Genomic DNA, 25,714 nt, shown 5'->3' with positions numbered 1-25,714 from the left:
GAGGGCATTTCTATGTTCCGCACGGTCAATATTGCCAAATGGAAGCAGAAGTGGATGCAGACGCTGCTCATGGGACGCACATTTCTGCTATTATCGATTGCTTCTGCCATGTTTTTTATCGTGCTTGGCCTGGGAGGATTGCTCGAACAGAAGCTGGATTCATCGCCGCTTACTTCGATGAAGGGAGTTGCGGCTCAGCTGTCCACCCGCCTCTTTGTCGATATGCTTGCGATGGAGATGCCGAATCTGCCCTCTGGAGAGGGGGAATCTTCCCTTACCCGGACACAGATTGCCCAATTCCTCGTACAGATGGCAACCAATGTGAATCTGCTTGATCCGAAATCGCTCCTAGCCGGAGAGGTTCCGGGACTGAACCGCGAACAAGCGATTCCGCTCCGGTTAGGCGTCGGGAATCAATCGGCCAAGGGACCGGTTGATTATCCTTCGCTACCGGCGGAATCAGCCCTGCCGGAGCACGGAGGAGAGCCGACAGACGATCCGGGCGGAGGCGCTCCGCCGCAGACGGAGAGCGTGCAGCCGCAGGCCCCGTCGAATACGGAACGAAGCGGGTCAAGCTTTGATCTGAAAGAGTACGTCTTTATCTATCATTCCCATAACCGGGAATCGTGGAACCCGGAATTGAAGAAGGAGAGCGCGAATCCGAACGACTCCAAAATCAACGTGACGCTGGTCGGGAAGCATTTGCAGAAGGAGCTCCAGAAGCGAGGGATCGGAGCCGTTCATTCCAACCAGGACTATTCGTCGACGATCAAAGGGTATAGCTGGAACTATTCCTACAAATACTCGAAGCAAACGGTAAAGCAGGCGATGGCAGAGCATCAGGATCTCCAATTTTTCTTCGATATCCACCGGGACGCGCTGCGCCGCAAAGATTCGACGGTCGAGATTGACGGGACCTCTTATGCCCAAGTTTATTTTGTCATTGGCCGCGCTAATCCCGATTGGAGAGAGAACGAGAAGTTCGCCAAGGAGATTCATGACCGGCTGGAGAACAAGTATCCCGGCATTTCAAGGGGAATCTGGGGCAAGTCGACGGCGCAGGGGAACGGCGAATACAATCAATCGTTGTCGCCGAACAGCGTAATTATGGAGATCGGGGGCATCGACAATACGCTGGAGGAAAATTACCGGACCGCAGAGGTGTTGGCGGAGCTGATTGCCGAGATCGTGCGTGAGAAGACGAACGCGAAGCCGGTGATGAAGCCCGAGCAGAAGGAACAGTCGCGTCAGGCGCCGGTCCAAGCGCCCGACCGGAATACGGCAAGCCGGAAGAATACTCAGCCGGGGGCCAATGGGTAAGGAATTGGAACGGCTTGAACGGATGGGCTGATGGAACAATGAGATAAGGAGGCTACCGGCTATGTCCCGCTTCGCGAAGCAGGTTGTAGGCATGATGGTTCTGTTGGTTGTCGGCGTCTTCATCGGAATGGAGGTGACCTCTGTCAGCATCGAGCGGATATACGGCCCGGTCGATACGAACCGGAGCTCCCTCCCTGCCGATTCGGCATGGCCTGAACGGCCCGCTCAAGAGCCGCTTGCGAGCCGGCCGGCCGAACCGGCCCCCGTGCAGGAGCGGGAAGCAGCGGTTCCGGGCATTCCGCCGCGGGAATGGCCGGCAGAAGCCGAACTGCCTCCGGCGCAGGGGCTTCCTCCTGTCCAGGATGCGGCGGTCAACAAGCTGGCCGATCAGACCGCAGGCTTGCTGCAGACTTTATCGCAAGCGGGCATCCGCGCCGTCGTCGGCTTATTCGACGGATTATTTTGACGAACCCGGGCCCGGAACCGGCTGTTTTCGACGCTGCGGCCCAATAATCGCCTTTTTATTGCTGTTGCCCCCTCAATCCGTTATAATGAATGAATTGAAACTTGGCTTAGTGGTGGGGGTATGGAATACGAATGACGGAATTGCTGTCACGACAAAAGAAGATTCGGAATTTTTGTATTATTGCGCATATTGACCACGGCAAGTCAACCCTTGCTGACCGGATTCTTGAATATACGGGAGCGCTGGCCGCTCGGGAAATGCAGGCACAGGTCCTTGATAAAATGGATCTGGAGCGGGAGCGGGGAATTACGATCAAGCTCCAGGCGGTCCGCCTGACCTACAAGGCGGATGACGGAGAAGAGTATATTCTGAACCTGATCGATACTCCGGGCCACGTGGACTTCACGTATGAAGTGTCACGGAGCTTGGCGGCCTGCGAAGGCGCGCTGCTGGTCGTCGATGCGGCGCAAGGCATTGAAGCGCAGACATTGGCGAATGTCTATCTCGCGCTGGACAACAACCTGGAGATTCTCCCGGTCATCAACAAGATTGACCTGCCAAGCGCCGAACCGGACCGGGTCAAGCAGGAGATCGAGGACGTAATCGGACTCGATTGTTCGAATGCGGTGCTGGCGTCCGCCAAGGCGGGCATCGGCATCCGCGAGATTCTCGAGCAGATTGTGAAGGAAGTGCCGGCGCCGACCGGGGATCCAGAGGAGCCGCTGAAGGCGCTTATCTTCGATTCTCATTATGATCCGTACAAAGGCGTCATCGTCTATGTCCGGGTCGTCAACGGCTCCATCCGCGCGGGCAGCAAGATTAAGATGATGGCAACGAACAAGACGTTCGAAGTTATTGAGGTGGGTGCGTTCAAGCCCAGCATGACCATCATCGACGAGCTGAACGTGGGCGATGTCGGCTTCGTCGTCGCCGGGATCAAAAACGTAGGCGATACGCGCGTCGGGGATACGATCACTGATGCGAAGCATCCGACCGCGGAACCGCTCCCGGGGTACCGCCGCATCAACCCGATGGTATTCTGCGGACTGTATCCGATTGATACGTCGGACTACAATGATTTGCGTGAAGCATTGGAGAAGCTGCAGCTGAATGACGCTTCGCTCTCCTTCGAGCCGGAGACCTCATCGGCGCTCGGCTTCGGCTTCCGCTGCGGCTTCCTCGGCTTGCTCCACATGGAGATTATTCAGGAGCGCATCGAGCGCGAATTCAATATTCCGCTCATTACGACGGCGCCAAGCGTTATCTACCATGTGACGCTGACGAGCGGAGAGCAGCTGACGATCGATAACCCGTCGAACTACCCGGATCAGAGCAAGCTCGACTATGTCGAGGAGCCATACGTCAAGGCGTCCATCATCGTCCCGAACGATTTCGTCGGCGCGATTATGGAGCTATGCCAGGGCAAGCGCGGCGAATTCGTGGATATGCAATATCTCGACACGACCCGGGTTACGATTACGTACCAGATTCCGCTGTCCGAGATCGTATACGATTTCTTCGATCAGTTGAAGTCCAGTACACGCGGCTATGCTTCGTTCGACTACGAGCTGTCAGGCTACCGCAAATCGAACCTCGTTAAGATGGACATTTTGCTCAACAACGAGCAGGTCGATGCCTTGTCGATCATCGTGCATAAGGATCGGGCGTACCATCGCGGCAAGCTGCTGTGCGAGAAGCTGCGCGAGCTCATTCCGCGCCAGATGTTCGAAGTGCCGGTCCAAGCGGCCATCGGAACGAAGATCGTCGCCCGCGAGACGGTCAAGGCGATGCGCAAGAACGTCTTGGCTAAATGTTACGGGGGGGACATCTCCCGGAAGCGGAAGCTGCTGGAGAAGCAGAAGGAAGGTAAGAAGCGCATGAAGCAGGTCGGCAGCGTGGAAGTGCCTCAGGAAGCGTTCATGGCCGTGCTCAAAATTGATGATCAAAAATAATCGGCACGTCGGATGCCAGAGAACTGCGGCCGTGCCGGCCACAAATAATCCGGTTGCCCCGCTATGGCGTCATATGAACGAGACCATGGCGGGGTTTTTCTTTTCTACCACGTATGCTTAAACGAACCCAGATGTGATTTTGAAACGCTGCGATTGCTAGGCTATATTGCCAAGTTCGGCAATGCCGGGAATGAGAAGCTGCACTAAGGCTCAATTATATGATCTGCATCTATTTTCCATATCACTCTCATTTTGTTCATGAAACCTCCTACTGAAATTTATGTAAAAACCTTGCATAGAATAAAGCCCATATGCTATGATGGTTGCAACATAATGGAATGATATCAATAATTCCCCTTTAGCCCTAACTCACTTCAGTAAGATGACTCTCATCAACTTCGGAGATTGAACCTGCATTCGTAATACTCCCCAGATTGACAGACTGCTATGCCATCCATGCATGAGAGCTCTAAATAAGAAGGCTTCCAACTCCTGTCCAGACTTGAACCGGGGACTTTGCTCCGGAATTTTTTCATATTCCGGCTTGATACCAAGCAAGGGAGGTGAGAAGGATGGAGAAGAAATTCAATGCCCAGGAATTGTTTACAGAAGAATTGACGACGGAAGATCTTGAGCTTGTAGAAGAGGAACTCATTTTGTTTACCGTCAACCAAAAAGCACTTACTTAACAGGAAGACAATAGCCGCAAAATAGTCCGCTATTTTGCGGCTATTTAAATCCTAGGAGGGGCAATGATGAAGGCGCTGGTTTCGGATTTATATGAGCATTTTGCAAGGCTGGACGAAGAGGAACTGGAGAAATACGAAAGGCTGAAGCAAAAAAACAAAGTGATAGATTTGTGGAACAAATGGCATCGCATTCATCGTTCGCCATTCGAGAAATGGCTGTGGAAATCGTGCGGAACAGCTGTGCATCTTCAAGATTTGATCAATATGACCGGGACATTGCATCTTGCGCTGCGCCTACTGGAAGTATGCCGGCATGCGGGCCTCGTAGACATACAGGGTGACGGAGCATTGCAATGGAAGCAACCATTTGCGAGCTGGCGCTCTCGCTCTCCCGCCCGCATAAATGATAGCGAGCTGCGCAAGGTCAATGAAGGGCGATACGGGCAGTTTCGGGCGGATTGGACGAGCTCCGAACTTCGCGCCCATATTATTCATGAGGAGATTCCGTCGACGCAGCGTATTTTCTTCTGCGGAGACGATGACTATTCAAGTGTTGCCCTGGCGTTGTACGGGGAGCGGGATATAACGGTAGGGGACGTGGATCCCGAAGTATTGCAGCGTATTGACTCCGTGGCGGAGGCGCACCATTTGACCATGGATACGCTTCGGTTCGATGTGGAACAGCCTGCGCCTTCCGATCTGATTGGCCGGTTTCACGCGTTTCATTGCGATCCGCTGGACAGTGGCAAGGGGCTGGGGCTATGGCTGCTGCGTGCGGATGAACTATTGAGCGGGGAAGTAGGCGACACGTTATTTATAAATGTAAGCATAGAGCGATTGGGGGCAAGGGTGTCCTATTTTCAGCAATATTTGATGGGAAAAGGCTTTTGTCTGGATCGGATATACCGGAATGCGAATAATTACCCGTTAAGTGAAGAGCCGTTCATCAACAGAGCAGCGCTGCAGCAGAAGTTGAACCGGCTAGAGCTCCATTCACTTGCGTTGGATACCTTGTTTATACATACAGATATGCTTGTTTTTATTCGTACAACAGATGAACTGCCGTTATTTCCGCAAGAGTTCATTGAATTCAGACGTGAGATATAAGGAGGCTGCTTCATGTATGTGCTGGGTGTAAACGGATGGAACAGTGGAACTCACGATGCAAGCGCTTGCTTATTCCGGGATGGCCAGATGATTGCCGCGGCGGAAGAAGAGCGTTTTTCGCGCCAAAAAAAAGCGTTTAATGCGCTCCCTTATCATGCTATCGGTTATTGCTTGCACGAAGCGGATATTTCCGCCTCGGTGATCGATCAGGTCGCCGTGGGCTGGGACATCGGCAAATTAACCGGAAGTGAAGTGACGGCGCAGCAAGTCTTGAACACCATACTGCCCAAACATTTGTTTCCCCGCAAGAGAGAACCGGAATGCCGAATGTATGCCCATCATGCGGCCCATGCGGCGGGAGCGTACTTCAGTTCCGGTTTCGATCAGGCGGCCATTCTCGTCATCGACGGTTCTGGCGAAGATATTTCCGCGACGATAGCCAAGGGGGACGATGGGACCATCCGTATGATGGATACGATGCGCATTCATCAATCCATCGGAATTTTTTACGAGGCGGCGAGTATATACCTTGGTTTTGGGCGATTCAACGAAGGGAAGACGATGGGACTGTCTTCCTATGGCGACGATGTATACTCTTTTCCTGATATTTTGGCAGGTCCGCCCGGGTTCACTCCAGGGACGCTGGCACCCGATGAGCTATACTCACGCACGACAGCGGCGTGGATTGCGTATATGCAAAAAGTCACCCGGCTGCCGTTGCTTCAACCAAAGTATGCTTACAGCGTCCTGGACGCCAAACTGAAAGCTGGCTCGGATGTGATGCCGTATCGTTCCCTGGCCGCTTCCGCGCAGAAGGCCCTTGAAAGGGCCGCTGTCGCGCTTGTCCGGCAAGCTGTAGAACGCACAGGCTGCCGGCATGTCTGTATTTCGGGCGGTGTCGGTCTGAACTGCGTCGCCAATGGTATTGTAGCGGGATTGGAGCAGGTGGAGGAGCTGTATATCCAGCCTGCCGCTTCGGATTCGGGGACAAGCATCGGTGCGGCGACGCTCTTGCTGAGCGAACACGGCATTCGGCCTCATATCGATCGCACGCATGTTTATTCGGGTCCGGAATATAGCAGTGATGCGATTGAACGTTTGCTCCGGCACAATAATATCAACTATGAAGTGCTCGGGGATAACAGTGCCGATCGCATATCCGAGCTCCTGCTGCAAAATAAAGTAGTGGCCCGGTTTCACGGCAAGATGGAATTCGGCCCACGGGCGCTGGGGAACCGCAGCATTATTGCCAATCCGCAGCAGAGGGACATGTTAGTGCGCGTTAACAGGATCAAGCACCGGGAACAGTGGCGTCCTCTTGCTCCCAGCCTGATTGAGGAAGCGGCCGGGCAGGTGCTGAAAAATGCGGTCGGCGGCTCGCCTTATATGATTCTGAATGCCTACATTACAGATGAGTATAGATCGCAAATACCGGCTGTCGTGCATGTGGACGGATCGGCAAGAGCACAAGTCGTTGATAAGGCATTTAACCCGGAATACTGGCGGCTGATTCGCGCGTTCTGGGAGAAGAGCGGCGTTCCGGCCGTCATAAATACTTCATTTAACATTGGCAACGAGCCCATCGTATGCTCTCCCGGCCATGCCATCCGTTCCTTTTTCGGTTCCGAGCTGGATGCGCTGCTGCTTGAAAATATATTATTGGTAAAGCAGGTGAACATCGGATGAGTAAAATCAACAGTCTGAATCGCAGGACGTATCCCGGTTTTCCGGAGTACATTCTCCTAGATCTTATCGGGGAGGGAGACACGTTTTTTAAGCGCGGCGCCAAGCCGGAATTTCTTTACCATCCGCATTTTGAACAGTGGCATCGATACTTTTGCGGACCGGATTATCATCCCCCGGCAGGTAAAACGATCGCCTTCTTCCAGACGTGCACTTGGTCGAAACCGTATGACTTCTCGTACATCGGGCGCAAGATTCGCACCGTTACCGATAAATATCCCAATGTGCATCCTATTATTTTATCGAATGCGGGCGTAATTCCTTATGAGTATCAGATGAATCCGACTTTTTGCGCATATGACTGGATTGTAGAGGAGGAAGCCGAGCGGGAGGCCGAGCGCAGCGTCGCCGAACAATACCAGGAAGTGACGCTGAAGAGGATAAGAAACTATTTAACAGCCAACAGGCAGGTTTATGACTCGGTTGTCCATTATTGCATGCCCGTCACGCAGTCGATGTCATCTCACATTCAGAACATTTGCAAAGAACTAGGGCTTCCCTATTATCTTGCGGTTAGCGCGGACGTATATCGGGCGGTTCGGGAGAGGCTGCTGCAATTAAGGGATGTCGGTCAATTTTACATCTTTGACGAAGTGCTTGCCTCCCTGAAGCAAATTTTGGAGAAAGTGAGCGAGCGTTATGGATTTGGCGATAGTCATCCCGGCGTACAATGATCCGCGGCTGGAGCGATGCCTGAAAAGCATCGATGAAGACGTGGAAGTTGTCGTCGTATTAAATGGCGCCACGCCGGAAATCAAGCGGATCGCAAAGTCGCATCCAGTACGGATACGGGAACTGGACGAGCCGAATCTGTCCCGTGCTTATAATGAGGGCATTTTGTCTGCGGCAAGCTCCAATGTTCTTATCATGGATTCGGATTGCGTATTTGAACCCGGCACAATACGCAGCCTGTACCGGCTTCTGGATGAAGCGCCGCTTGCCAAGGGAAGGGTAGTATTCGCTTACCGCTCATTTATCGGCAAGACGGTTGCTAGGGCAAGACATATTCATACCACCCGCAAAAATGCTTACTCTCCACCGCTGGCCTTCCGCAAATCGATTGTCAATAAGATTGGGAACTATTATTTCGACGCCGAGCTGAAGTGGACGGAAGATTTTGACTTCGACGCGCGGGTGCAACGGGCCAAGCTGCCTATCGCTTATGAGCATTCCGCGAAAGTGATCCACCCCGAGTTGACATTGCGGCAAGACCTGCGCAGCGCGTTTCATTATGGCACAGGCCATGCAAGAGGCGTAATCAAGCAAAAAACAGGGTATGGACGTCTCGGCAAGATGTGGGCCGGTCTCCCGAAATTATATTCGCTCATCAAAAAGAAGTACGGCGCTGCGACCGCATCCTATTATGTTGTTTGGCAAATCAGTTTTTGGTTGGGCTACAAAAAACAAATGCGGAGGATGTCGCTATGACTCAATATGACACGATTGCTCCAAACTATGAATCTTTTATACCCGAGCCGGAATATTTTTTCGATTATTATACCCGCTTTGCGAAACCGGGAAGCCGTATTTTAGATATTGGCTGCGGAACGGGGCGGCTCGCGATGAAGCTGGCGGAGCGGGGAGCAGTTGTTACGGCTGTCGATATTTCGCCCGGCATGATCGAGGTGGCACAACAGAAGCTTGCATTGCGGCCGGAGCTGGCTGCGCGGCTGCACTACGAAGTATCCGACGCAACGAGCTATAGAAGCGAGCAACAATTTGATCTGATTCTGATGACGGGGGGCGTGTTTGAGTATTTACTGACGCCTTCCCAGCAAAAGCGGACGCTGTGCGCCATTCGGGAGATGCTTAAGTCAGGCGGGCACTTTGTATTTGATATTATTTCTCCTCCGCAAATATGTCCTTATGCCAAGCGTCAAAAAGACGGAGCCTATTCATTGGGCTCGGGCGGAAATTCCGCCCAGACCCTCAAGTCGTGGAATAAAGTGAGAATTGATCATTTCAGGCAAGTAGTAGAAACGACTTGCTTTTTCGAACTGTACAATGACAAGGAGGAACGGATCAAGCAATTTGACTACAAGTTTATTTCCCGTTATTCGCTTCCGGCCGAAATGATCCATTTACTTGATTGTTGCGGGTTGGCCATCGATCGGTTTTTTGGCAACTACGATCGTTCTCCGTTTCAACGAGGAAGTGAATTTATGATATTCGAGACATCGCTCAAGGAGGACACCCATGACTGTTCAACGGACGCCTAAGCGTCATCTCGTCATCGCCCCTCATCATGATGATGAAGTGATTGGCTGCGGGGGCACGATAGCCAGGGCATTGCAGCTTGGCGATGAGTGCCGCGTTGTTGTAGTGACCCGGGGCGACTTGTCGATTCCCGGGATGCCGGCGGAGGAGCAGGTGCAATTGCGTGAGCAAGAATGCGGGGCGGCCGCCCGTGTGCTAGGGACCGAAGATGTGATCTATTTGCGGGAACCTGATCGTTCGTTACTCTATTCGCGGCGGCTCGTGGAGGAACTGATTCGCCAACTCGCGGATTACGGGCCTCATTATGTATATTATCCGCATGGCGATGAGGCCGATCGCGATCATCGAGTCGTGAACGAAGTGGCGCGCGAAGCGATTATGCTGGGCCAGTCGGCGTTTTATGACATGCCTAGACGAATTCAGCGTTCGCTTCAATATGAAGTGTGGACACCACTGCGGAGCTTTCAGTACAGTACGGACATAACGGCCGTCATGGACATGAAATTAGAAGCGTTGCAGCGCTATGGCTCGCAGTTGGCCCGCATGAGGCTGCTGGAGGGCAGCAGAGGATTGAACGCGTACCGCGGTATGCAGGTGGGCGTGCCTTTTGCCGAGGTCTTCAAGATGGAAAATATGTAAAATGGAGCGGAGCCGATTCATGAGTCAGATCATTCTGAAGGACGTATCGAGATCTTTTGAAAGAGCAAAGATGGATACCGGCATGTGGAATTCGGTCAAGGGGCTGTTTTTCCGCAGGACGGAACAAATTCAAGCGATAAAAAACGTGTCATTTGAAATTGCCAAGGGACAAATCGTCGGCCTGATTGGAGCCAACGGCGCGGGAAAATCAACGTTGATCAAAATGATGACAGGCTTAATCAAGCCGACCTCCGGCACGATTTCGATAGCTGGCCATGTCCCGCATCTGAAGCGGGCTGCTTTTCTTCACAATATCGGCGTCGTGCTGGGGCAGAAAAATCAGCTTTGGTGGGATTTGTCCCCGTATGAGACGTTTATTTTGAACCGGGACATTTATGAGATCGACCATCATCAGTTCGAGCGAACGGTCAATGACTTGTCGGCCAGGCTCAATGTGGAGCATGTACTGAAATCGCCGGTGCGGAAGCTCTCTTTAGGGGAACGCATGAAATGTGAATTGATCTCTTCCTTGCTTCATCAGCCGGGCATCCTGTTTCTAGATGAACCGACCATCGGCTTGGATTTTGTGGCGCAAAAAAATATTCGCGCTTTTTTGAGCGATTACAGCAAAAATAACGGGACGACTATCCTACTGACGAGTCATTATTTGCCAGATATCGAGGAGCTGTGCGAGGACGTTATTATTATGAATCAGGGTCAAGTCTATTATAAAGGAAAACTGGCGAAGTTGAAGGCGAACAATCAGCATTTCCGCTACATTTCATTTAGCGTGCAGGAAGAAATTGATGAGCAATGGTTCCGGCAATGGGGGGAGATTGTGGAGCTTGCCGATCAGACAGTCAAGCTGAAGATTCCGCATGATCAAACGCAAGCGGTAGTGCGGGCTGTAATTCAGACGCTCAGTGTCGTCGATTACCATGTAGAAGAAATGACTACACAAGACTTATTGGAGGAAATCTTTCATGACCAAGCGAAGGAGCCGGTTTTTCAACCGGTGTAAGCCGAGAAAGTATTACAATCCGTTTGCCATGACGATTCAGGCCACCTTTCAATACCGAATGAACATGCTGCTCATGATGCTGTTCTCATTGGTGCCGCTCGTGGCCATCATCTCATTATGGCATGCATTGTTCGCGGAGAGAGAAATGATTGGCGGCTATACGCTGGAAATGATGATTACGTACTTACTGGTGGCCAAAGTTTTGGAACTGGTGCTGCTGCCGGAAATCCATTGGTCCATCCAGGACGAGATTAGTTCCGGAGGATTATCAAAATATTTGATCAAGCCATTTTCTTATATTGGCTATTGGTTTGCCAACAATCTCGGCACGAAGCTGGTTCAAGTGGCTATCGCAGCAGTACCGCTTTCGCTGATTATATTGCTCAATTTGGAATCGTTCCAGGCGCCTGACTGGCAGCATGTCCTTCCCTTCCTGCTCGCTTCGGCGGCGGCTCTGGTGCTCTACTTTATGATTTACTATAGTCTCTCTTTGTTATCGTTGTATTTCGTGGAAATATCATCGTTTTTTTTCACGGTGGACATCATCATTGAGCTGTTGGCAGGCACGCTTATTCCGTTGGACCTGTTGCCTTCTCCATTCAATACGGTGGTGCAATGGTTGCCTTTCGGTTACTTGATTAACTTTCCCGTCAATATTTATTTGGGATATATTCCGGTGAGCGAGATGTGGCAAGGCATTGGGATTCAAGCAATATGGTGCGTTTTATTCTATAGTTTGGGCAGGCTGCTGTGGAAGCGCGGATTGACTAAATATGAATCGGTCGGAGCATAGAACATGATTAAATATTTGAACTTGTTTGGGAGTTTTGTAAAAATCAACGTGGTCAAGGCAATGACGTATCGGGCCAACTTTTTTCTTAATTTGTTGGACAGCGTGCTATGGTTCGGCATTACATTGCTGTTTTTCAATAGTATTTATGGTTATGTGGATGAAATAAAAGGTTGGAGAATCTATGATATTTACTTGTTAATCGGTACGAGCGAACTGATTAAATCCGTCATGTTCACCTTGTTCATTAATAATCTGCCAATGATTCCGAATCTGGTCAACCGTTCACAGCTTGACTTGATTCTGATCAGGCCGGTGAACAGCCAATTTCTGATTTCGCTTCGGAATCTGGATTTCGGCAATTTCGGTAATATTCCGTTGGCCGTCTATTTGATCGTTTATGCGATAATCAACAAAGGGGAAGCGGTTTCCTTTCTCGATCTATGCAGTTATCTCGGGTTGCTGCTGGTCAGCATTATTCTGGCGTACTCGCTCTGGTTCACGATTATGACCTTGTCTATCTGGCTATCCAAAGTTCAAGGCATGCATGAGCTGTTTCTGGGAGCGATGACGCTGATGCGCTATCCTTCCGTCCAGTATAAAGGCGTTGTCAAATTCGTGTTTACGGTTATATTCCCGATTGTGCTGGTCAGCAATGTGCCGGTGATTGCGCTGTCAGATGTGCAAACGTATACGGGACTGTATTATTTTTACGCGTCCACGCTAGCGTACTTTTTATTTTCGATATTTTTCTGGAGATTTGCGCTGCGCTACTATCAGAGCGCCAGCAGTTGACAAGTGGATAAATGGAGCGGAGGGATAACGTGCGCAATGAAAAAGCGATAGTTGTCTTTAGCGGCGGGCAGGACAGCACCACTTGCCTGTTCTGGGCGCTGCGGCGGTTCGGCCAGGTAGAGTCCGTCACGTTTGATTATGGCCAGCGGCACCAGAGCGAGATTGATCACGCCCGGGCCATCGCCAGGGAATTGAACATTCCGCATTATGTTCTGGACATGGGCGTGTTGAATCAGCTTGCGCCCAATGCCTTGACGCGCACGAATATTGACATTGAGCACGCAGATGGCATGTTGCCGACGACATTTGTTGATGGCCGGAATTTGCTGTTTTTGTCATTTTCGGCGGTATTAGCCAAGCAAGCAGGGATCCGCCATCTTGTGGCCGGCATGTCCGAGAGCGACTACAGCGGGTATCCCGATTGCCGCGATGCCTTTGTCAAGTCGCTTAACGTTTCTTTAAATCTGGCGCTGGATTTCTCCTTTGTGATTCATACGCCATTGATGTGGCTGGATAAGCAACAGACCTGGCACCTTGCCGATGAACTGGGAGCGCTTGAATTTATTCGCGAGAAAACAGTCACTTGTTATACCGGGGTGCCCGGCGACGGCTGCGGATCATGCCCGGCATGCAGATTGCGGCGTGCAGGCCTGGAGAAATATTTGGAAGGGGTGAGAGCATGAAAGCGCCAGGACCTTTTCGCATCGTAGACAAGCTGGAGAGATTCGGTGAGGATATTGCGCCAGAGGAGCTTAAGTATCATCATCGGCGCGTGCTTGTCAGCAAGGAGTTCACCTTTGATGCGGCGCATCATCTGCATGCGTATGAAGGAAAATGCAAAAATTTGCATGGCCATAACTATAAAGCGGTGTTCGGGATTAGCGGCTACGTAAACCAAATCGGCCTAACGCTGGATTTTTCGGCCGTAAAAGCGATTTGGAAGGAACAGATTGAACTGTATTTGGATCATCGCTATTTGAATGAGACCCTGCCCCCGATGAATACTACCGCAGAAAATATGGTTGTCTGGCTATTTGAGCAGATGGAGTCGGCGCTGAATGCTTCCCCGTATCGGGAAGAGATTTGCGAAGGCAGGACCGAATTTGTCCGGCTGTATGAAACGCCGACCAGCTATGCGGAGATTAGACGGGAGTGGATGCTGTAATGCTTGCGTCTTCCTTGTCGAGAAAATCGCTGATTCCCGTAATCGAAATTTTTGGGCCGACGGTGCAGGGGGAAGGGGTGCTGTCGGGATGTAAGACGATGTTTGTACGCATGGCAGGCTGCGATTATCGTTGTTCCTGGTGTGATTCCGCTTTTACATGGGACGGTTCGGAGCGGGGGCGAATCCGAATGCTGCACGCAGAGGAGATATGGGCTGAACTGGAGGGTCTTGCCTCCTCCCGCTTCCGGCATGTTACTCTGTCCGGCGGGAACCCTGCCCTGCTGCCGCAGCTCGAATCGCTTGTGCAGCTATTGCGGGAGCATGGTGTCAAGAGCGCAGTGGAGACGCAAGGGAGCTGCTGGCAAGACTGGTTGACCGAAGTGGATGATGTAACGATTTCTCCAAAGCCGCCCAGCTCGGGGATGGAGACCGATTGGGGAAAGCTCGATCGCATGATCGAACGGTTGACAGAGGCGGACAGACAAGCGGCCGTGAGCCTTAAAGTGGTCGTATTTGATCAGGCCGATCTGGAATATGCGGCGGCTATACATAAGCGCTACCCGAACGTGCCGTTTGTGCTGCAGACGGGCAATGATCAGCTTGGCGCCAGTGATCGCGCATCATTGGCCGAGTCGCTCTTGAAGCGTTATGAGTGGCTGGTCGATGCGGTCAGCGCCTCGTCTGAACTGAATAACGTTCGGGTGCTGCCGCAGTTGCATGCGCTGGTGTGGGGGAACAAGCGGGGAGTGTAAGTCCGCTTCTTTGGAACCGGAAGCGGATGGCGTATAGAAGCTTGCAAGGCAATTCGGCTGAGGCGGATCTGAAGCGGCATCAGCAGCCCGCGTTGTGCAAACGGTCATAATATGATACCCTTGTCGTACTGCAGGGGGAGTCCGGCGGCTAGAGCCGGACGGACTTCTCGCGTTTGTATTGACGCCAGTGATTGGATGGATTGGAGGATATCATGGCACATATTGCCGAGTTGCAACTGCGAGAAGACGGGAAGAAAGGCCGCGCTCCGCGCGCGGTCTATATCCACATCCCGTTCTGCACGAATAAATGCCACTATTGCGATTTTAATTCCTATGTGCTTAAGGGGCAGCCGGTGATGGACTACCTTAGAGCGCTGGAGCAAGAAATGGAGCATACCGTTCAACAACATCCCCCTGGAATAATTGATTCGATATTCGTTGGCGGAGGGACGCCGACCGTACTGACGCCGGAGCAGATGGATTATTTTTTGACGTCGGTGCGGCGCGCCTTTCCGCAGTGGAGCCCGGATATCGAGTTCACGATGGAAGCCAATCCCGGCACAACCGATGCGGACAAGCTGCAGGTGATGCGGGAGGGCGGCGTGAACCGGATCAGCTTCGGGGTCCAATCCTTCAACAATGATCTGTTGACCGGCATCGGCCGGATCCATAATACGGACGATGTGTACCGGAGCATCGACAACGCGAAGCGCGCCGGATTCGCCAATATGTCCATCGACCTGATGTTCGGCCTGCCCAACCAGACGATCGAGATGGTAGGGCATAGCGTCGAGAAAGCGTTGGAGCTCGATCTCCCTCATCTGTCCATATACAGCCTGAAGGTAGAAGAGAACACGCTGTTCCATGCGATGTACCACCGCAATGAGCTGCCGCTACCGAGCGAAGAGGAAGAGCTGGATATGTATATGCTTATCATGGATCGGATGAAGGCGGCCGGCTATGAGCAGTACGAGATCAGCAACTTCGCGCGGGCAGGCTACGCGAGCCAGCATAATGCGACCTATTGGCGCAATGAGGACTATTACGGCCTTGGCGCCGGCGCGCATGGATATGTCGGCCGCCAGCGGCATCTGAACATCAAGGGCGTCACTCCGTATAATGACGCCTGCAAGCAAGGCTTGCCGCGGCTGAATTCATTTCGGGTCGAGGAAGCGGAAGCGATGGAAGATTTCATGATGGTCGGCCTGCGGATGCTGGAAGGGATCAGCATTGAGCGCTTCTCGGAGCAATTCGATGGCGCATTGCTCGACAAAGTGTTCGCTCAACCGATCAAGCGGCTGCTGAAGAAGGGACTGCTGGAGCCGACGGAAGCGGGCTATCGGTTGACAGAGCAGGGGCTGTTGTTCGGCAATGATGTGTTCGCCGCCTTTGTCGGCGCCCTGGCACAAGGAACGAAGCAATAAGGTACAAGCAATAAGGTAATGATTCAAGAACGACAGGCATATGGCCGCAGGCGACCGCCGCAACTTGAGCTAATCAGGTTGCGGCGGTTGTGTTTATATGTTAGGGCTCGCAGCCGGGGCTAGCGCTTCAGCAGTAAACGCATGAAGAGGGAGACAGCGAAGCCCATGAACAGCGAGCCGACAAGCAGACCTGCGAATGTGAACACGATATCGCCCATCGACGGCTCGATCATTTGCGGAATCACGAACATGGAGCTGATGACCGCGAAGAACGCGGTAATGAACAACACTCTTTTTGTCATATCGCTCTTACTCACCTGCCTTCTCATGAGACGATGCGTTATTGCTAGTATGTCCCGGGCAAGCGGAGTCATGTACCGCATACATAGGTTTCGCGGCGGCGTCCGTCTCAAGGGCGGCAATAGGAAATGATGAGGGCGCAGGCGATAGAGTGTGGCGGTTTTGCAGGAAGGGAAAATCCCCCTTGAAAAACTATGCATCATATTGTATATTCATACATAAAACAATGTGAGGCAGGTCACACTCGGAGGGACTCAACATGATACCCATCGTAAGAAAAGCTGTACCGGAAGACATTCACGCTTTAACTGAACTTATTCGTTTTTATGCAGAGCAAGGGATCATGCTTCCCCGTTCGCGCAAGGTGCTGGAGGCGCAATTGGAGCACTTCGTTGTGGCTGAGCTCGATGAGCAGTTGGTCGGCTGCGGCTCGTTGTGCCAGCTCGGAAGCGATCTGGTCGAGATCCGCTCGCTGGGCATCGTTCCCGAATGCAAGGGCCGGGGCATTGGTTCGCTCCTGGTTGACAAGCTCCTGGAAGAGGCGGAGGCCCGCTCGATACCGAAGGTGATGGCCTTGACGTATGAAGCGCGGTTTTTTCAGAAGAATGGCTTCGAGATCGTGGAGAAGGAGATTTTCCCGGAAAAGGTATGGACCGACTGCGTCCATTGCAAAAAGCGGCACTGCTGCGATGAAATAGCTGTCCTGAAAGTACTGAACTGACTTGACAATCGTCTTGTCCGTTTGGTATTTTTGTAGTGACGGTTAGCACTCGACGATGATGAGTGCTAACGGATATCCTACTACATCTAAGGAGGGATGCGCATGTTGACGGAACGCCAGCGTATGATTTTGAATGCTATCATAGATGATTATATCCGTTCTGCGGAGCCGGTCGGATCTCGCAGCATTTCGAAGCGGGGCGATGTGAATTTCAGCCCGGCTACGATTCGCAACGAGATGTCCGATCTGGAAGAGCTCGGTTATCTGGAGCAGCCGCACACGTCAGCAGGGCGCATTCCATCTCATAAAGGGTACCGTTATTATGTCGATCATCTCGTTCGTCTTGATCGTCTGTCTAGCGAAGACATCTTGCGGTTGAAATCCGTCTTCGCGGAGAAGATAACAGCGATGGAAGAGATTGTGCAGCATACGGCATCGATTTTGTCTCAATTGACCAATTATACGTCAATCGCGCTGGGGCCGGAAGTTTTCGACGCCTCACTTCGTCATTTTCAGCTTCTTCCGCTGAATGAGAATACGGCGGTCGCGATTGTCGTGACGAGCACGGGCCATGTCGAGAACAAGACCGTCACGCTGCCGGAGGGCGTCTCCGCCTCCGAGCTGGAGACCGTGGTCAACCTGCTGAACGCGAAGCTAGTCGGCGTTCCTCTATATAAGCTGCGCGCGCAGCTGTATAACGAGATTGGACAGGAAATGAGCCATTATGTGTCGCATGTCCAGGAGCTGATGGCGCTCGTGGAAAGCGTCTTGGCCGACAATAACGATCATCGGCAAGTCTATTTGAGCGGGGCCACGAACATGCTGACCCAGCCTGAATTCCAGGATGTCGACAAGATTAAGACGATCTGGGAGCTACTCGAAGAGACGCCGGCCTTGATCAAGGTCGTGGGCTCTGCTCCTACCGGCATCCAGGTCCGTATCGGCCAAGAGAATGTGCATGCCGCGATTACGAATTGCAGTATGATTACCGCAACCTATTCGGTTGACGGACAGACGCTGGGTACGGTGGGCATTCTGGGGCCGACCCGGATGGAGTATGCGAAGGTCATCAATCTGATGAACCATCTGTCCGGTCAAATGGCGGTATTCCTGCATCAATGGTATAAATAAGCGGGAGGGGGCGGCTTGTGACTCAAGGACAAGGACAAGTACAGGAGACCGATGAGCGCTATGCGACGCTCCTGAATAATGCCAATGCCGTCCGGGCGCTCAGCTCGGCTGTCGAAGGCACGCTTGGCCCGAAGGGGCTGGATGTCATGCTGGTCGGCGCCAATGGCGACGTCGTCATTACCAATGACGGCGTCACCATTTTGGAGAAGATGGATGTGACCCATCCGGCCGCCCGGCTGCTTATCCAGGTGGCTCGCGCCCAGCAGAGCGAGGTCGGCGACGGCACGACGACGGCGACGGTACTGGCTGGTGCGCTTGTGCAGGAAGGCGTCGCCCAAGTGACGAGAGGCGTGCCCGCGGCGAAGGTTGTGACCGGAATGCTCGAGGGCATCCGTGTCGCGGCTTCCCGGCTGGCGGAACGCGCACTGCGGCTCGAAGGCTGGGACGACCCGAAGCTGCACCGCGCGGTATATATCGCGGGCCGGGAGCAGGCCGACATCGTCCGGCTCGTGCTGGAGGCGGGACAGGCGGTAGGCTGGGAGCAGCTTCAGGATCCGGCCTACCGGCTCGCTGAACAGATTGTCGCGCACGAGAAGGCGAGCAATGAATGGTTCCACGGCGTGCTCCTGAAGCAGAAGCCGCTGCAGCGGGATTGGCTGCCGGAACGGACCGGATGCCGCGTCCTCATCCTGCAGGATGCGCTCGAGCCGGACACGCTCGACGAGCAGCTGCTGACGACCGAAGCCGGCTTCCAGCAGTATATGGCTCACCGCTCGGCCTTCATGGAGCGGCTGCAGCGTCTTCACGAGCTGGGGGTCGGCTTCCTCGTGCTGGAGCGAGGGCTTCATCCGGAAGCGGAGCAATTTTGTCTCGACCATGATATGATGGTCGTGCAGCGGGTCAGCCGCGAAGATATTATGCGCGTCTGCCGCCTTACGGGCGGCAAGCCGTTGAAGCGGGCCGCCCTGGCCAAGGATGCGGCGGTGCTGGAGCCGCTGCTAGGCCGCACCGCCTGCGTGCGCTACGATGAGCGCCTGGAGCGCGTGCGGCTGTACGCCCCGCAGACGGCGCTCAGCTCTGCGGGCACGCCGGAGCCGGCGGGCCTGCGCCGCGCGCAGGTGACGCTCATCGTGGGTGCGAGCACGCGTGAGATCGTGGGCGAGCGGGCGCGCATCGCCCAGGATGCCGCCGCGGCGCTGCAAGCCGCTATCCAGAGCGGCGTTCTGCCGGGCGGCGGCACGACGGAGCTAGCGCTCTCCTACATGCTGGAGCGCTACAGGGAGACCGTCCGCGGCATGGAAGCCTTCGGCGTGGCCGCGGTAGCGCAGGCGCTCCGCAAGCCGATGGCCCAGATTGTGCTGAACGCCGGGTTCAACCCGCTGGAGAAGCTAGAGGAAGCGCGGGCGGCGCAGACCGCATCGGGATCCGATGCCATCGGCATTGACTGTGACAGCGGAGCGCTGCTTGACTATGGCGACGCAGGCATCGTCGACCCGGCCGCCGTGAAGCTCCATGCGCTGCGGGCGGCCGGCGAAGTGGCCGCCGCCGTGCTGCGGATTCACACGGTCATTATGATGAAGCCGGAAGCGTAAGGCTCCGGCTTCCCGGAGCAGGAAGATAGAAGCTTGACTACATAAGGGAGGTGCAAGGATTGAACCCGGAACAAGAAGAGAAGATCGAGAGAAACGATCAGGTGGACTCGGAGGCTGTGGAGACAGCCGACGTTGAACATAACCAAGAGGCTGCGGAGACATCCGAAGCAGAAGGCAAGACAGCGGAGGAAGCACAGGGAGAGTCGCCGGAGCTGAAGAAGGCCCGCTTGCAAGCGGAGGAGCTTCAGCAGCGCCTGCTGCGTGCCCAAGCGGACTTCGATAATTTCCGCCGCCGCACGGTGAAGGAGAAGGAAGAACTGGCGCAGTACGCATCGTCCAAGTTGGTGACCGAGCTGCTTCCCGTGCTTGACAACTTCGAACGCGCCTTGGCCGCAGCCCAGACGGGCAGCGAGGAGCAATCGTTCGCCAAAGGCGTGGACATGATCTTCCGCCAATTCACGCAGGTGCTGGAGCAGGAAGGCGTGAAGGCGATGAACGCTGTAGGCGAGCCGTTCAACCCGGAATTCCACCAGGCGATTATGCAGGTGGAGTCGGAAGAGCATGAGGAAGGCATCGTCGTGGAAGAAGTCCAAAAAGGCTATATGCTCAAGGATCGGGTGCTTCGCCCGGCCATGGTCAAAGTAAGCGGCTAAGAGATGGCGTTCACATGCTATCCGCTTGGTTAATATGAAATAGATTGAGAGCCAGTTGAGGAGGTTACATTTGCAATGAGTAAAGTTATAGGTATTGACTTGGGAACAACCAACTCTTGTGTTGCGGTAATGGAGGGCGGCGAAGCCGTCGTCATTCCGAATCCGGAAGGCGCCCGCACAACCCCTTCGGTTGTCGGCTTCAAAAAAGACGGGGAGCGCATCGTCGGCGAGACGGCGAAGCGCCAGGCGATTACGAACCCGGATCGCACGATCAGTTCGATTAAGCGTCATATGGGCACGACTTTCCCGACGACGATTGATGGAAAAACCTATACGCCGCAAGAAATTTCTGCAATGATTCTGCAGAAGCTGAAATCCGACGCAGAGGCTTATCTGGGCCAGACAGTAACGCAGGCGGTTATTACCGTACCGGCGTACTTCAACGATTCCCAGCGCCAGGCGACGAAGGATGCCGGCAAAATTGCTGGTCTGGAAGTGCTGCGCATCGTGAACGAGCCGACAGCGGCTGCGCTTGCCTACGGCGCTGACAAAGAAGGCGATCATACCATTCTCGTCTACGATTTGGGCGGAGGCACATTTGACGTGTCGATCCTCGAATTGGGCGACGGCTTCTTCGAAGTTAAAGCGACGAGCGGCGATAACCAGTTGGGCGGAGATGACTTCGACCAAGTGATTATCGACTACTTGGTAGCGGAGTTCAAGAAAGACCAAGGCATTGACCTGAGCAAGGACAAGGCGGCTGTGCAGCGTCTGAAGGATGCGGCCGAAAAAGCGAAAAAAGAGCTGTCCGGCGTATTGACGACGACGATTAGCCTGCCGTTCATCACGGTCGTTGACGGCGTTCCTCAGCACTTGGAGCTGAACCTGACTCGCGCCAAGTTCGAGGAGCTGTCCGTGCATCTGGTTGAGCGTACGCTCGGCCCAACGCGCCAAGCGATGCAGGATGCGGGCATGACTCCATCCGATATCGACAAAATCGTCCTCGTCGGCGGATCGACTCGGATCCCAGCCGTCCAGGAAGCCATCAAGAAACTGACCGGCAAAGATCCGCATAAAGGCGTGAACCCGGATGAAGTCGTCGCCTTGGGCGCAGCCGTGCAAGCGGGCGTATTGACAGGCGATGTGAAGGACGTTGTCCTGCTCGACGTCACTCCGCTCTCCCTCGGCATCGAGACAGCCGGCGGCGTATTCACGAAGATGATCGAACGCAATACGACGATCCCGACGAGCAAGTCGCAGATCTTCTCGACGTACGCGGACAATCAGACGAGCGTCGAGATCCATGTCCTGCAAGGGGAGCGCTCGATGGCGGCGGACAACAAGACGCTGGGACGCTTCATGCTGGGAGACATTCCTCCAGCGCCGCGCGGCGTGCCGCAGATCGAAGTTACGTTCGATATCGATGCGAACGGTATCGTCAAAGTATCCGCTCAGGATAAAGGAACCGGCAAAACGCAGAACATTACGATTACCTCCTCCAGCGGCTTGAATGACGAGGAGATCGACCGCATGATGAAGGAAGCGGAATTGCATGCGGAAGAAGACAAGAAGCGCAAAGAAATGGTCGAAGTGAAGAACAACGCCGATCAATTGGTATATACGACAGAGAAAACGTTGAAGGACTTGGGTGACAAGGTCGACCAAGCCGAAATCGACAAGGCAAACGAAGCCAAGGAAAATGTGAAAAAGGCGCTCGAAAGCGGCAATACCGACGAAATCAAAGCGGCAACCGAGAAGCTGTCCGAAGTGGTGCAGCAATTGTCCGTCAAGCTGTATGAGCAGGCGGCGCAAGCACAGCAGGCCGGTCAAGAGCAAGCGAATGACGGCGCGGCCACAAAAGATAATGTAGTCGATGCCGATTACGAAGTCGTGGACGAAGACAAGAAATAAGCGCGGATAGACAGGGTCAAAGCCGGGTTTCACCCGGCTTTGGCTTTGCCTGTTTACGATGAAGAATGTGGGGCAGCATGGCGTTCGCGCCGTGGTGCATCAACCCGGCAAGCGATCCGCTCTGACGGCACACAGTAGAGCGGATGCATGGAACCGGGCTTTCAAGTTGCAATGGGGGTGGAAGAGTGGCGCAAAAGCGAGATTATTATGAAGTGCTCGGCGTAAGCAAAGGAGCAGGCGAGGATGAGATCAAGAAGGCCTACCGCAAGCTTGCGCGTCAATATCACCCTGACGTGAACAAGGCAGCGGACGCAGAAGAGAAGTTCAAGGAAGTCAAGGAAGCGTACGATGTGCTTGGAGACGATCAGAAGCGGGCGATGTATGACCAATACGGGCATGTAGATCCGAATCAAGGCATGGGCGGAGGCGGGTTCTCCGGCGATTTCAGCGGATTCGGCGACATATTCGATATGTTCTTCGGCGGAGGAGGACGCACCCGCGATCCGAATGCGCCGCAGCGAGGCAGCGATCTGCAGTATACGATGCAGATTGAATTCAAGGAAGCCGTCTTCGGCAAAGAGACGGATATTACGATTCCGCGGACAGAGCAGTGCGACACCTGCTTCGGGACCGGGGCCAAGCCTGGCACGAAGCCGGATACCTGCTCGGCCTGCCACGGATCGGGACAGCAGGAAGTCGTGCAAAATACGGCATTCGGCCGCATGGTCAACCGGCGTACTTGTACGGTATGTCAAGGCAAGGGCAAAATTATTCGCGAGAAATGCGGCACCTGCCATGGCAACGGAACCGTGAAGAAGCAGCGTGTCATTCATGTGCGCATTCCGGCAGGGGTGGACGATGGAGCCCAGCTGCGAATGAGCGGAGAAGGCGAGAGCGGATTGCGCGGCGGTCCGAACGGCGATTTGTACATTGTCATCCGCGTGAAGTCGCATGAATTTTTCGAACGCGACGGCGATGACATCTACTGCGAGGTTCCTCTCACATTCGCTCAGGCGGCGCTCGGCGACGAGATTGAGATCCCGACGCTGACCGAGAAGGTCAAGCTCAAAATTCCGTCCGGCACGCAGACAGGGACCTTCTTCCGGCTGCGCGGCAAAGGCGTTCCGCGTCTGCGGGGTCATGGGCAAGGCGATCAGCATGTCAAGGTTGTCATCGTGACGCCGACGAAGCTGAATGATGAACAGAAAGAGCTGCTTCGACAGTTCGCAGCCAGCGGCGGCGAGCATACGAACGGCGGGCACGAGGAATCGTTCTTCGAACGGATGAAGCGGGCGTTCCGGGGGGACTAGAACTCGGACTCACTTGATCACATGGTCCATATCCTTTATCATACTCGTATAAGTTCATCGCATGGGTCGGAGATACGGATCAGGACCACAACTGCGCATAGAGGACACTCTATCGCGATGGTTGTGGTCCTTTTTTATTCTATGGATACAGCAACCGCTGATCAGTTTACATTCCGTTTACATTCGTTGTATATGATGGATTCCATAACATAGTTGGGTGCAGGTAGGGAAGGAGTGGATGTTATGGACAATGAAATCGAACAGACGAAGGGCGCGATAGGCAATTGGCGTCAATTTCTGGGGCTGATTAATGAGACCAAGCCATCCAAGCTCATGTTATGTGTCGCTCTGCTGATGAGCATCGGCGGGGCGGCCGTATCGCTCGTCATTCCGATGTTCACCAAGGGGATGGTAGACAACTTCTCCATGTCGCAGCTCAATACACTGCAGATTGGAGCATTGGCAATCGCGTTTATCGTTCAGGCGGTGGCCGCCGGCTTGTCCATCTATTTGCTCAATCTTGTCGGACAGCGCATCGTTGCCGGCTTGCGCGACCGGCTGTGGAAAAAGATGCTGGTGCTGCCGGTGTCATACTATGACCGGAACAAGACCGGCGAGACAGTCAGCCGCATCACGAATGATACGGGAATTGTGAAAGGATTCATTTCGGAGCATCTGTCCAGCTTCTTCACTGGCATCATCTCCGTCATCGGCTCGTTCATCGTATTGTTGTATCTCGATTGGCAAATGACGGCCATTATGCTCCTTGTTATACCGGTCGCCGCATTGGTGCTGTTCCCGCTTGGCAAGCAAATGTTCAACATATCCAAAGGATTGCAGGATGAGACGGCCTCCTTCACTGCCGTATTAAGTCAGGTGTTGTCGGAAATAAGATTGGTGAAGGCATCCAATGCCGAAGCGAGGGAATACGAGAACGGGCGCAAGGCCATTAACAATCTGCTTCGGTTCGGCACTAAGGAAGGCGCTGTACAAGCGATGATCTCCCCGATCATGTCGTTCGTACTGATGGTGCTGCTTGTCGTCATTATTGGCTACGGCGGCATGCGCGTCTCGTCAGGAGCGCTGACTGCGGGCGAACTGGTCGCCTTCATTCTGTACTTGATTCAGATTGTGATGCCGATGAGCCAGTTATCCATGTTCTTCACGCAGCTTCAGAAGGCGATTGGAGCAACCGACCATATGCTCGCGATTTTACAAGCACCGGAAGAAGATCATGTGCAGGGGAAAGAGGCCGGTCCGGCGAACCTGCCGATTCATGCAGAACATGTGCACTTTGCATATGCCGAAGGAGAACCTATACTTGAAGATATCAGCTTCACTATCAGTCCGGGCAAGGTAACGGCGATTGTCGGGCCCAGCGGGGGCGGCAAGACGACGCTGTTCTCCCTCTTCGAGCGATTCTACTCGCCGACTTCCGGTGCCATCAAGCTGGGGAATGAAGACATTAATGAATTCTCGCTGCCTTCCTGGCGCGCTCTGATTGGATATGTGTCGCAAGAGAGTCCGCTGATTGACGGGACTATTCGGGGAAATATTTGTTATGGAATGAATCGGGATGTGACGGAAGAGGAACTGAAGCGGGCTGCCGCAATGGCTTATGCGGATGGCTTCATTGAAGAACTGGCCGACGGATACGATACGGAAGTAGGCGAGCGCGGCATGAAGCTGTCAGGCGGTCAGCGCCAACGGATTGCTATCGCACGGGCGCTGCTTCGCAATCCGCGCATCCTAATGCTGGATGAGGCGACGTCGAGCTTGGACAGCAAGTCCGAGATTGTTGTTCAGAAGGCGCTGAACAATCTGATGAAGGGACGGACGACACTGGTCATTGCCCACCGGCTGTCAACAGTAGTAGATGCGGATCAGATTTTGTTCATCGAGAAAGGGAAGCTGACGGGATGCGGCACGCATGAACAACTGCTGGAGAGCCATTCCATGTATCGGGAGTTCGCAGCGCAGCAGCTCAAAATTCAGGAGCAGTACGGAGCCTAAAGG

Annotated in this window: 24 protein-coding genes; 23 read left to right on the top strand and 1 reads right to left on the bottom strand. The window is 53.7% G+C overall.

From position 1 onward, the window contains the following. Positions 1-12 precede the first annotated feature (12 nt). From DQX05_RS04645 to hemW, 16 genes are all read left to right on the top strand, one after another. Complete coding sequence (locus DQX05_RS04645) at positions 13-1,320, top strand: stage II sporulation protein P (protein ID WP_119791273.1); 1,308 nt, start codon at positions 13-15, stop codon at positions 1,318-1,320. A gap of 61 nt (positions 1,321-1,381) precedes the next feature. Next, positions 1,382-1,786, top strand: a complete 405-nt coding sequence (locus DQX05_RS04640; protein ID WP_119791271.1) for a translation initiation factor 2 — start codon at positions 1,382-1,384, stop codon at positions 1,784-1,786. Between the two features lie 131 nt (positions 1,787-1,917). Then, positions 1,918-3,738 (top strand): translation elongation factor 4, encoded by a 1,821-nt coding sequence (gene lepA / locus DQX05_RS04635; RefSeq protein WP_119791269.1) that lies wholly within the window; start codon positions 1,918-1,920, stop codon positions 3,736-3,738. A gap of 755 nt (positions 3,739-4,493) precedes the next feature. Then, on the top strand, positions 4,494-5,534 hold the full coding sequence (locus tag DQX05_RS04630; protein ID WP_182914616.1) for a bis-aminopropyl spermidine synthase family protein: 1,041 nt from the start codon (positions 4,494-4,496) through the stop codon (positions 5,532-5,534). A gap of 12 nt (positions 5,535-5,546) precedes the next feature. Then, positions 5,547-7,220: a carbamoyltransferase family protein gene (locus DQX05_RS04625; protein WP_119791265.1), complete on the top strand. Its 1,674-nt coding sequence runs from the start codon at positions 5,547-5,549 to the stop codon at positions 7,218-7,220. Next, a complete protein-coding gene (locus tag DQX05_RS04620; RefSeq protein WP_119791263.1) occupies positions 7,217-7,951 on the top strand; it encodes a radical SAM protein in 735 nt (244 codons plus the stop codon). Before DQX05_RS04625 ends, DQX05_RS04620 begins: the two co-directional genes overlap by 4 nt. Next, positions 7,917-8,705: a glycosyltransferase family 2 protein gene (locus DQX05_RS04615; protein ID WP_119791262.1), complete on the top strand. Its 789-nt coding sequence runs from the start codon at positions 7,917-7,919 to the stop codon at positions 8,703-8,705. Before DQX05_RS04620 ends, DQX05_RS04615 begins: the two co-directional genes overlap by 35 nt. After that, the gene (locus tag DQX05_RS04610; RefSeq protein WP_119791260.1) at positions 8,702-9,496 is read left to right on the top strand and encodes a class I SAM-dependent methyltransferase; all 795 of its coding nucleotides are present in this window, start codon (positions 8,702-8,704) and stop codon (positions 9,494-9,496) included. Before DQX05_RS04615 ends, DQX05_RS04610 begins: the two co-directional genes overlap by 4 nt. Beyond that, on the top strand, positions 9,474-10,133 hold the full coding sequence (locus DQX05_RS04605; RefSeq protein ID WP_119791258.1) for a PIG-L deacetylase family protein: 660 nt from the start codon (positions 9,474-9,476) through the stop codon (positions 10,131-10,133). Before DQX05_RS04610 ends, DQX05_RS04605 begins: the two co-directional genes overlap by 23 nt. Positions 10,134-10,152: 19 nt before the next feature. Then, a complete protein-coding gene (locus DQX05_RS04600; protein WP_119791450.1) occupies positions 10,153-11,154 on the top strand; it encodes an ABC transporter ATP-binding protein in 1,002 nt (333 codons plus the stop codon). After that, positions 11,117-11,947 (top strand): ABC transporter permease, encoded by an 831-nt coding sequence (locus DQX05_RS04595; RefSeq protein ID WP_119791257.1) that lies wholly within the window; start codon positions 11,117-11,119, stop codon positions 11,945-11,947. The genes DQX05_RS04600 and DQX05_RS04595 overlap by 38 nt, the downstream gene beginning before the upstream one ends. A 3-nt stretch (positions 11,948-11,950) precedes the next feature. Then, positions 11,951-12,739: an ABC transporter permease gene (locus tag DQX05_RS04590; RefSeq protein WP_119791255.1), complete on the top strand. Its 789-nt coding sequence runs from the start codon at positions 11,951-11,953 to the stop codon at positions 12,737-12,739. 29 nt (positions 12,740-12,768) lie between these two features. Further along, a complete protein-coding gene (queC, locus tag DQX05_RS04585; RefSeq protein WP_119791253.1) occupies positions 12,769-13,422 on the top strand; it encodes a 7-cyano-7-deazaguanine synthase QueC in 654 nt (217 codons plus the stop codon). After that, the gene (queD, locus tag DQX05_RS04580) at positions 13,419-13,904 is read left to right on the top strand and encodes a 6-carboxytetrahydropterin synthase QueD (RefSeq protein WP_119791252.1); all 486 of its coding nucleotides are present in this window, start codon (positions 13,419-13,421) and stop codon (positions 13,902-13,904) included. The genes queC and queD overlap by 4 nt, the downstream gene beginning before the upstream one ends. Continuing rightward, the gene (gene queE, locus DQX05_RS04575) at positions 13,904-14,656 is read left to right on the top strand and encodes a 7-carboxy-7-deazaguanine synthase QueE (RefSeq protein ID WP_119791250.1); all 753 of its coding nucleotides are present in this window, start codon (positions 13,904-13,906) and stop codon (positions 14,654-14,656) included. Before queD ends, queE begins: the two co-directional genes overlap by 1 nt. Before the next feature lie 212 nt (positions 14,657-14,868). Then, positions 14,869-16,080: a radical SAM family heme chaperone HemW gene (gene hemW / locus DQX05_RS04570; protein WP_119791248.1), complete on the top strand. Its 1,212-nt coding sequence runs from the start codon at positions 14,869-14,871 to the stop codon at positions 16,078-16,080. A gap of 119 nt (positions 16,081-16,199) precedes the next feature. Here hemW and DQX05_RS04565 read toward each other — a convergent pair whose 3' ends face one another. After that, positions 16,200-16,382 carry a hypothetical protein gene (locus tag DQX05_RS04565; RefSeq protein WP_119791246.1) on the bottom strand — a complete coding sequence of 61 codons (183 nt, stop codon included), beginning with the start codon at positions 16,380-16,382 and terminating at the stop codon, positions 16,200-16,202. A 257-nt stretch (positions 16,383-16,639) separates the two neighbouring features. Here DQX05_RS04565 and DQX05_RS04560 point away from each other — a divergent pair, with 257 nt between their 5' ends. The 7 genes from DQX05_RS04560 (at position 16,640) to DQX05_RS04530 (ending at position 25,711) form a co-directional block, all read left to right on the top strand. Beyond that, positions 16,640-17,101: an N-acetyltransferase gene (locus DQX05_RS04560; RefSeq protein ID WP_119791244.1), complete on the top strand. Its 462-nt coding sequence runs from the start codon at positions 16,640-16,642 to the stop codon at positions 17,099-17,101. Between the two features lie 102 nt (positions 17,102-17,203). Next, entirely contained in the window at positions 17,204-18,232 is a 1,029-nt protein-coding gene (gene hrcA, locus DQX05_RS04555) for a heat-inducible transcriptional repressor HrcA (RefSeq protein WP_119791242.1), read from the top strand. A gap of 17 nt (positions 18,233-18,249) precedes the next feature. Continuing rightward, a complete protein-coding gene (locus DQX05_RS04550) occupies positions 18,250-19,824 on the top strand; it encodes a TCP-1/cpn60 chaperonin family protein (protein ID WP_119791240.1) in 1,575 nt (524 codons plus the stop codon). Positions 19,825-19,925: 101 nt separating this feature from the next. Further along, complete coding sequence (grpE, locus tag DQX05_RS04545) at positions 19,926-20,477, top strand: nucleotide exchange factor GrpE (protein ID WP_119791448.1); 552 nt, start codon at positions 19,926-19,928, stop codon at positions 20,475-20,477. 75 nt (positions 20,478-20,552) lie between these two features. After that, a complete protein-coding gene (dnaK, locus tag DQX05_RS04540; RefSeq protein WP_119791238.1) occupies positions 20,553-22,388 on the top strand; it encodes a molecular chaperone DnaK in 1,836 nt (611 codons plus the stop codon). A gap of 185 nt (positions 22,389-22,573) precedes the next feature. Further along, the gene (gene dnaJ, locus DQX05_RS04535) at positions 22,574-23,698 is read left to right on the top strand and encodes a molecular chaperone DnaJ (protein WP_119791236.1); all 1,125 of its coding nucleotides are present in this window, start codon (positions 22,574-22,576) and stop codon (positions 23,696-23,698) included. Between the two features lie 243 nt (positions 23,699-23,941). Beyond that, entirely contained in the window at positions 23,942-25,711 is a 1,770-nt protein-coding gene (locus DQX05_RS04530; RefSeq protein WP_119791234.1) for an ABC transporter ATP-binding protein, read from the top strand. Positions 25,712-25,714 lie beyond the last annotated feature (3 nt).

The sequence above is a fragment of the Paenibacillus thiaminolyticus genome (genome assembly GCF_003591545.1).
Taxonomy (GTDB): Bacteria; Bacillota; Bacilli; order Paenibacillales; family Paenibacillaceae; genus Paenibacillus_B; species Paenibacillus_B thiaminolyticus_A.
This window is presented reverse-complemented; position numbering and strand designations above follow the sequence as displayed.

Bases quoted from the DNA above. Each gene is read 5' to 3' on its own strand.
- hrcA (WP_119791242.1), top strand. From the start codon at position 17,204: ATGTTGACGGAACGCCAGCGTATGATTTTGAATGCTATCATAGATGAT.
- DQX05_RS04595 (WP_119791257.1), top strand. From the start codon at position 11,117: ATGACCAAGCGAAGGAGCCGGTTTTTCAACCGGTGTAAGCCGAGAAAG.
- DQX05_RS04625 (WP_119791265.1), top strand. From the start codon at position 5,547: ATGTATGTGCTGGGTGTAAACGGATGGAACAGTGGAACTCACGATGCA.
- DQX05_RS04630 (WP_182914616.1), top strand. From the start codon at position 4,494: ATGAAGGCGCTGGTTTCGGATTTATATGAGCATTTTGCAAGGCTGGAC.
- DQX05_RS04560 (WP_119791244.1), top strand. From the start codon at position 16,640: ATGATACCCATCGTAAGAAAAGCTGTACCGGAAGACATTCACGCTTTA.
- DQX05_RS04640 (WP_119791271.1), top strand. From the start codon at position 1,382: ATGTCCCGCTTCGCGAAGCAGGTTGTAGGCATGATGGTTCTGTTGGTT.
- DQX05_RS04645 (WP_119791273.1), top strand. From the start codon at position 13: ATGTTCCGCACGGTCAATATTGCCAAATGGAAGCAGAAGTGGATGCAG.
- DQX05_RS04590 (WP_119791255.1), top strand. From the start codon at position 11,951: ATGATTAAATATTTGAACTTGTTTGGGAGTTTTGTAAAAATCAACGTG.
- DQX05_RS04600 (WP_119791450.1), top strand. From the start codon at position 10,153: ATGAGTCAGATCATTCTGAAGGACGTATCGAGATCTTTTGAAAGAGCA.
- lepA (WP_119791269.1), top strand. From the start codon at position 1,918: ATGACGGAATTGCTGTCACGACAAAAGAAGATTCGGAATTTTTGTATT.
- queE (WP_119791250.1), top strand. From the start codon at position 13,904: ATGCTTGCGTCTTCCTTGTCGAGAAAATCGCTGATTCCCGTAATCGAA.
- DQX05_RS04615 (WP_119791262.1), top strand. From the start codon at position 7,917: ATGGATTTGGCGATAGTCATCCCGGCGTACAATGATCCGCGGCTGGAG.
- dnaK (WP_119791238.1), top strand. From the start codon at position 20,553: ATGAGTAAAGTTATAGGTATTGACTTGGGAACAACCAACTCTTGTGTT.
- queD (WP_119791252.1), top strand. From the start codon at position 13,419: ATGAAAGCGCCAGGACCTTTTCGCATCGTAGACAAGCTGGAGAGATTC.
- hemW (WP_119791248.1), top strand. From the start codon at position 14,869: ATGGCACATATTGCCGAGTTGCAACTGCGAGAAGACGGGAAGAAAGGC.
- DQX05_RS04565 (WP_119791246.1), bottom strand. From the start codon at position 16,382: ATGACAAAAAGAGTGTTGTTCATTACCGCGTTCTTCGCGGTCATCAGC.
- DQX05_RS04620 (WP_119791263.1), top strand. From the start codon at position 7,217: ATGAGTAAAATCAACAGTCTGAATCGCAGGACGTATCCCGGTTTTCCG.
- DQX05_RS04610 (WP_119791260.1), top strand. From the start codon at position 8,702: ATGACTCAATATGACACGATTGCTCCAAACTATGAATCTTTTATACCC.
- DQX05_RS04605 (WP_119791258.1), top strand. From the start codon at position 9,474: ATGACTGTTCAACGGACGCCTAAGCGTCATCTCGTCATCGCCCCTCAT.
- DQX05_RS04530 (WP_119791234.1), top strand. From the start codon at position 23,942: ATGGACAATGAAATCGAACAGACGAAGGGCGCGATAGGCAATTGGCGT.